General features: G+C 47.3%; 6 protein-coding genes. 5 read left to right on the top strand and 1 reads right to left on the bottom strand.

The features are described from left to right. On the top strand, nt 1-652 hold a 652-nt coding region (locus O3C43_10185; GenBank protein MDA1066861.1), incomplete at its 5' end, for a sulfatase-like hydrolase/transferase. A 118-nt stretch (nt 653-770) separates the two neighbouring features. Here the strand turns inward: O3C43_10185 and O3C43_10180 are convergent. Continuing rightward, a complete protein-coding gene (locus tag O3C43_10180; GenBank protein ID MDA1066860.1) occupies nt 771-2,207 on the bottom strand; it encodes a sulfatase-like hydrolase/transferase in 1,437 nt (478 codons plus the stop codon). 202 nt (nt 2,208-2,409) lie between these two features. On the opposite strand from O3C43_10180, the gene O3C43_10175 reads away from it, so the two are divergent. The 4 genes from O3C43_10175 (at nt 2,410) to tcmP (ending at nt 7,129) form a co-directional block, all read left to right on the top strand. Next, nucleotides 2,410-3,537, top strand: a complete 1,128-nt coding sequence (locus O3C43_10175) for a sugar phosphate isomerase/epimerase (GenBank protein ID MDA1066859.1) — start codon at nt 2,410-2,412, stop codon at nt 3,535-3,537. 102 nt (nt 3,538-3,639) lie between these two features. Further along, complete coding sequence (locus O3C43_10170; GenBank protein ID MDA1066858.1) at nt 3,640-5,061, top strand: sulfatase-like hydrolase/transferase; 1,422 nt, start codon at nt 3,640-3,642, stop codon at nt 5,059-5,061. A 192-nt stretch (nt 5,062-5,253) separates the two neighbouring features. Next, a complete protein-coding gene (locus O3C43_10165) occupies nt 5,254-6,042 on the top strand; it encodes a phage Gp37/Gp68 family protein (GenBank protein MDA1066857.1) in 789 nt (262 codons plus the stop codon). A gap of 4 nt (nt 6,043-6,046) precedes the next feature. Next, a complete protein-coding gene (tcmP, locus tag O3C43_10160; GenBank protein MDA1066856.1) occupies nt 6,047-7,129 on the top strand; it encodes a three-Cys-motif partner protein TcmP in 1,083 nt (360 codons plus the stop codon). Nucleotides 7,130-7,165 lie beyond the last annotated feature (36 nt).

Genomic DNA, 7,165 nt, shown 5'->3' with positions numbered 1-7,165 from the left:
TGGACCGCATCGCGGTTACAAGTTTTCTGTTTATGAAGGTGGATTGCGCATCCCACTCATCGCCTGGTGGCCGGGTGTTGTTCCTAAGGGAACTACGAGTGATGCCTTGGTCGGTCTGAACGATTTTATGGCAACCTTTGCGGAACTAACATCTGTTAAATTGGCAAAAGACGAAGCGCCGGATTCCATTAGTTTCGCCAAACTCCTGCGCGATCCCGGTGCGACAGGCACACGTCAAAATCTGATCATGCAATCCGTTGTCCCGTTTGTCGTGCGGGATGGAGATTGGAAATTGTGTTTGTGTCCAGGCAGTGGAATGCCAGCCGATTCAGAGAATGGCGCCGGTAATGAGCCCACGCCGCAAGATGCCTGGCGAAGCGCGTTGGATCAATTCTCAGGCAAGCCCAAGGAGTCCGACTTCCTCAAGGCGCCCTTTGTTCAACTGTTCAATCTTGCCAGCGATCCGCATGAAGACCACAATCTCGCCGCCGACCATCCGGATCGGGTCAAGCAAATGGTCGCCATATTAAAAAAGCAGATTGCGAACGGCCGCAGCACACCCGGACCAAAACTGAAAAACGATAAGGAGGTCAAAATCATCAACACCAAAGACAAACGCCTGCCGGACTTCGTCCTCGATGCGTTCCGGTAAGGAACACTTCTTTAGGTATCACTTGTTCCATTTATTGGATTGTATCCGTGTTCATCCTATAAAAATAGATTCGAGATTAAGCGCCCGAATCCTTACTGCTTGGTTCGGAATGGCAGTATCAATGACGACCGATCCGTAGAGGAAGTGGGTCAACGGTCCAGGCCATGCGGTGGCATAAACGAAGCAGAAGATCCGCCTTCAAATTTTGATGCTTAGGATCCTTCCAGAGGTTTTTAATTTCTCCCGGATCGGACATCAGGTCGTATAACTCCCCTGTATTCCCGGTGTGATCAACAGTGATTTTTGCGTTCTCAGTTCTTAACATGGTGACATGAGGACTGGGGTCATACCAAACCATCGCATTATAATACTCGGAATAAATGTCCTTCCGATGCACGTTACGATCGGCTCCATCTGCCAGCAAAGGCCATAGGCTCTTAGCCTGCATGCCCTCGTAAGGTTTGAGACCGGCAGCCTCCATTAAAGTCGGTGCTATGTCGAACAACTCCACGAGTGCATCGGAAACGCCGGGAGCAATCCGCCCCGGCCAGCTGACGATGAAAGGAACCTTAACGGCCGGTTCATAAAAATGCGGGCCTTTCAAATAAATCCCATGGTCACCCATCATCTCGCCATGGTCGGACATGAATATAACCAAAGTATTGTCGAGTTGGCCGGAAGCTTCGAGAGCTTGCATCATCCGCCCCACCTGGTCGTCGATCAAGTCGCACATAGCCCAATAGGCGGCCTTCACAAACCGGTGATCCTTATCTGTCATAGAAGCGTAGGAATAAAAATTTCCATCGTAAGCCCCATGGTGATCAATCGTCTGATAGCTGGGCTTATTTTCCAGTTCACCTGGTGAGTAGTGAGGCAGCTCAATTTCATCCAGACGATCCAGGTATCGGTTTAGGTATGCTTCGGGTGGATTGAAGCTGTGGTGAGGATCAAAAAAGTTAACCGAATAGAGCCAGGGTTGCTCACTCGCCTCGTTTTTCGAAATGAAATCGGATGCCAATTCTCCACACCAGGTGGTTTGGTGGAACTCCGCCGGTGGGCCAATCTCCACATGCTCACATTCAGGATGGAGCCGCTTCTCATGCTTATACCCTTTTGCTTCGTACCATTCATGGAATTTGCGAGAAGTCCAGTTGTCGGCATGACTATGGGACCAATTGAACTCGGAGTAGCCGTCATCAAGACGTTCTTCTTCGTCAGGACAAGTATCCGCATGGCAAGCGCGTAGGTGAAGCTTCCCTACAAGCCCGCAATAATACCCAGCTTCCGCCAGTAGCTTGGTGACCAGTCGTTCGCTACCTGGCAGATCGGCTCCGTTTTGACGTCCACGACACGTACGCGGATACCGTCCGGTAAGAAAACTGGAACGGCTTGGGGTGCAAATAGGACTTTGGCAATAGACGTGATCGAAGCGGACGCCATTGGCAGCAAGTTTATCGATGTGTGGGGTATGTGTTTGAGTGTTCCCATAACAGCCCAGAGTATCCACACGCTGTTGGTCGCTGCAGATCCACAAAATGTTTGGAGGTCGATTCATTGTAAAATGGAAGACGGTTTCAGCCTTGTTTTGATATGTCGTTTAACGCTTACGACAATCCTGAAACACGAAACCACCCAATTTAGACTGGATGTGGGTCGCGTCAAGATGAGGAGAAAATTCTCTATCTTGACCTGGCTCTTGGTATCGCCATTTGTTAGAGCTGTTGCTGCACGGACTTTTTCTTAGCGCACTTATTCCTGTGAAAACTTTTATAAACTCAACTGCCTTGACTCGCAGATCGTTTATTAAATCTGCCACGGTTTTTGGCGTGGCGACCGCGGCAGGATATAGATGCCCACTGATGGCGCAGCAGATTCCTTCTCGAATCTTTCAAGCATCCGAGCCGATGCAAATTGGACTGAATGCATACTCCTTTGCAAAGATGTTGAATGCGGTAGCCTTGAAAAGGAAAGGCCCGGGAATGACGCTCTTTGAATTGCTCGATTACTGCGCCCATCCGGACCATCGATTCGACGCGGTGGATATCACGGGCTACTACTTTCCTAATTACTCATCTAAGGAAGCAACAACTCCTCCTGACAATTTTGTGGACAACATTCGACGTAGGGCTGCGGACCTGGGCTTGCCAATCAGTGGAACAGGTATCGGCAATTCATTAACCGGTGTTCCCTTCGATCGTAAAGGGAAAGAAGGAATTGTCTTCAGCAAAGATGAAGGCGGCGATCGTGAGTTGATAGAGAAAGATATTGAGCGGATTAAAGTTTGGACTGAGGTAGCGGCTCGGCTTGGTGCTCCGGTGATTCGAGTATTCACAGGCTTGGAACCCTCCTATCTGATGGCGGAACATATCAAGCCGAACGATCCTGCTCGAGAAGAGAAGGCCAAGAAACTCAAACAGTGGCGCGCTGAAAAAATGAAGTGGATGGTGGACGACCTGAAAGAGCTCGCAGAACACGGCAAAAAGATGGGTGTAATCATCGGCATCCAAAATCACGGTGATTTTTTAAAAACCGCAGATGAAACGGTAGAGCTGATCCAGGCAGTAGATTCAAAATGGATCGGCGTCATCGTCGATACCGGATACTTTCTCACACCTGATCCGTATCAGGATATCGAAAGCGTCATGCCGTTTGCAGTAAACTTTCAGATCAAGGAATTTGTTCGAGCAACCGTATCTCCGTATCAAATGTCCATGTTTAAGCCAACCGATCTGAATCGATTGATGGGGATTATCAGGCACTCCGGGTATCGCGGCTACCTTCCCATTGAAACGCTTTCCGCCGGCAAGACCACAGACTATGAACCCTTGAAGGAAGTACCCGTATTTCTCAAGTCTGTGCGGGAATCGGTAGCAGCCATCGGTTGACTCAATTCGGGGTGTTGCGGAAGGTCAATAAAGCTGGGGAGGATGAGAACTCATAGGTAAATCTCTTGCCTAGTTTCCTTTTCCATTTTTCAATGGTGCCCTATGCTCTGGTTTATTCGCTCACTTCTCTTTCTTGTTTTTCTCAGTTCATCCTACGGTGCAGGTAAACCGAACATCGTTATTATATTAACCGACGATATGGGCTGGAAGGACGTGGGATACCACGGAGCCGAGTTTCCCACGCCCAATATCGATCGTATCGCCCACGAGGGTGTGGAGCTCGATCGTTTTTATGTCACTTCTCTCTGCTCCTCGACTCGGGCAGGTTTGATGACGGGGCGATATCCGATTCGCTATGGACTGCAACGCGTGACGGTTAAAACCTGGGGGACGCGATCCATTCCCGATGATGAGGTGATGATTCCGGCATCCTTGGCGGAGGCAGGTTATAAGACGCGTGCCATCACCGGGAAGTGGCATTTGGGTTGGTTGCGCCGACAGAATCATCCCTTAAGCAAAGGCTTTACTTCTTTTCTGGGGCATGCGGGTGGGGCTATCGGTTTTTTTGATCATAGCACTGTGGGTCTGCATGATTGGCATAAAAATTGGGAGTTAAACTACGAACCCGGTTACAGCACTGAGCTGATCGGTGAAGAGGCGGTTCGGGTAATTGAAGAGGCCGAAGGTGATGAGTCACCTTTCTTTCTCTATGTCGCTTTCAATGCCATTCATACACCCAACGATTATTTGCAAAAGCACTATGACTTGTTTCCAGAAATAAAGAACACACTCCGCCGTGAAAAGGCTGCGATGATGACGTCACTCGATGAGCAGGTAGGAGCCATTCTCGATGCTTTGGATCGCACCGGCGCCACCGATAATACTCTCCTGCTGTTATCATCTGACAACGGCGGAGCCGTACCGACCGGCTCACTGAATGATCCCTTGCGAGATGGAAAATGGTCCGTTTATGAGGGCGGAATCCGGGTCGCTGCAGCATTGAGATGGCCCGCAGAAATCAAAGGAGGTCGAAAACTGACAGAACCGATTCGCTACATCGATGTGTTTCCCACGATACTTCGTATAATCGGTGGTGCACCCTCGGGTAATCCTTTTGACGGAGAGGATGTTTTGGACGTGCTTCAAGGAAAAGAAAAACGGAAGGATTGGGTATTCCATTCCTACTTTCAGGGTCAGAGGATTCCTCAAAATGAAACGAACCCCGACCGCGAAATCCCTTTTGAACGCAATGCGGTCAACACCAGAGATTGGAAACTGGTTCGGCTTGGTCCGAGCATCAGAATGGTGGACGATCCAATGCGGGATGCCTCCATCGAGCTTTATCGCATTCAAGATGATCCCTACGAAACAAAGAATGTCGCATCCAGGAACCCGAAAGTGGTGAAAGACTTATTGGCTCAAATGGTAGCATTCAGAGAGACTCAAAAACCGGTGCTGGATCATGTGGATATCAACCCGCCGGACACCTGGCAAAAACCGCTCAGTCTTCGGATTCCCGACTGATTCTATTGTTGGTAGGGCATAAGGTCAATTGAACCAAACCATCAGTCACGTCTCGCACACCTCATTCCATTGACCCTGATATACAATGTGCTAAATAAATGAGGATATTCCTCCCATCGTTGGATTCATTAATGGGCGGTTGTGCTGAATTTAAGATTGTAATCGATAGAAAAGTAGTGAACATAAAATCACATGAGTCAAACATCTAAAATAGAATGGACAGATGCGACATGGAATCCAGTGCGGGGATGTACCAAGGTAAGTCCGGGTTGTAAGCACTGTTACGCGGAGACTCTTGCTGAAAGATTTAGAGGAACTCTTGGACATCCGTTTGAGTTTGGGTTCGATCTTAGACTCGTTCCTGAAAAATTGGGTGATCCTATTCGCTGGTCTCGTCCGAAGAAGATCTTTGTGAACTCAATGAGCGATCTATTTCACGAAGACATATCCGATGAGTATATTGAAAAGGTAGTAGATGTAATGCTGGCGGCCAATTGGCATACATACCAGATTCTCACCAAGCGATCCACGCGTATGGCTAACCTGCTGGCTGGGAAGCTGAAGAAAGGTGCGGAAGCCTCGCATATTTGGTGGGGAGTTAGTGTAGAGGATAAGCAGTATGGTATTCCACGTGTCTCGGAACTAAGAAGATCTAACCCAACGCATACCTTTCTGTCTGTTGAGCCGCTATTAGAAGACCTTGGCACTTTCGACTTATCCGGTATTGATTGGGTGATAGTTGGCGGAGAAAGTGGCAGAGGTGCTCGCCCTCTGAAAAAGGAATGGGTAAGAAATATTCGCAAGCTTTGCTGTTCATACAAAGTACCCTTCTTTTTCAAACAATGGGGAGGAGTTCGAAAAAAGGAAACGGGTCGTGAACTTGATGGCAGGACTTACAGCGAGTTTCCTGAGTCTGCTGTCAACGAGGTTGCCTCGAAGGAAAGGCGGCTCGATTTACTCTCTCACCTTAGTTTCGCTTGATTAGATGAAGGCTTGCGACTTTCACGATAATCCGTATGATGGAGGAACACTGACAAAGTTGGAAATATTCGAGGCCTACGTTAAAGCATGGATTCCAGTATTTTTATCGCGACCAGATGCTCCTTTTGACGAATTGCACATTTTCGATTTCTTTGCGGGGCCTGGACAAGACGCAAATAACGTATCTGGTTCACCGGTACGAATTCTTAAGCAGCTTCAAGGAGCGCTTGATCAGCGTCTAGCAAGTTGGGAGAACGTTAAAAAGGTTGTTCATTTCTTTGATCTCGATAGGGGAAAGATAGATCACCTGAAATCCAAAATTGAAAATGAAGGCCTTACGGTAACAGGAGTTGCTTTAGATATTCGGTCTATCGATTTTGAATCAGCTCTAAAAGAGAATGGAAACATCTTAAATAATCGAAGAATAGCCAAGTTACTCATAGCAGATCAATGTGGGGTTGATGCAGTTAGCGATAGTGTTTTTAGCACCTTGATTAATTGCCCACGAGCAGACTTTATCTTTTTTCTTTCTACAAATACTCTCCATAGGTTTAGAGATCATCCTGCAATAAAGCAGAAAATCGGCAAGCCGGAGGACTCTTTTCATATCCATAGAGAAGCCTTCAGATATTACAAGAATCTGATACCTCCGTCTTCAAAAGTTTACTTAGGTCATTTTTCAATTAAAAAGGACTCTGGGAATATTTACGGATTAATTTTTGGGAGTAAGCATCCATTGGGTATTAACAAGTTTTTGGAGGTTGCATGGAAAAATGACAAGATAGCTGGAGAAGCAAACTTCGATGTTGATCGCGAAAAGATTAAAGAAGACGAGCTTTTGTTGAATTTGGATGTGATGGTTCCAAAGAAAATTGCTGTCTTTGAAGAGGCATTATCTGATGGCTTTAGAGAAAAGCGATTTGCGAACGAAATGGATATAGCCGAGCTTTGCTTTGAGTCTGGAGTCACATGTAAGCTGGCGGCACCTGTAATCAGCCAACTTAAAAAGGAAGGCATAATTCAATGTAAATTCAGGTCGCCTGTAGTTAAGAACTGGAAAAACCCTAGACTGATAACATATCTATAGTATTCATCCGATGTAGGAAAATGATCTTTCCTTTGT

The organism is Verrucomicrobiota bacterium (genome assembly GCA_027622555.1).
Taxonomy (GTDB): Bacteria; Verrucomicrobiota; Verrucomicrobiia; order Opitutales; family UBA2995; genus UBA2995.
The sequence above is the reverse complement of the archived record's forward strand: the minus strand, read 5'-3'. Positions and strand labels throughout refer to the sequence as shown.

Bases quoted from the DNA above. Each gene is read 5' to 3' on its own strand.
- O3C43_10180 (MDA1066860.1), bottom strand. From the start codon at position 2,207: ATGAATCGACCTCCAAACATTTTGTGGATCTGCAGCGACCAACAGCGT.
- O3C43_10170 (MDA1066858.1), top strand. From the start codon at position 3,640: ATGCTCTGGTTTATTCGCTCACTTCTCTTTCTTGTTTTTCTCAGTTCA.
- O3C43_10165 (MDA1066857.1), top strand. From the start codon at position 5,254: ATGAGTCAAACATCTAAAATAGAATGGACAGATGCGACATGGAATCCA.
- tcmP (MDA1066856.1), top strand. From the start codon at position 6,047: ATGAAGGCTTGCGACTTTCACGATAATCCGTATGATGGAGGAACACTG.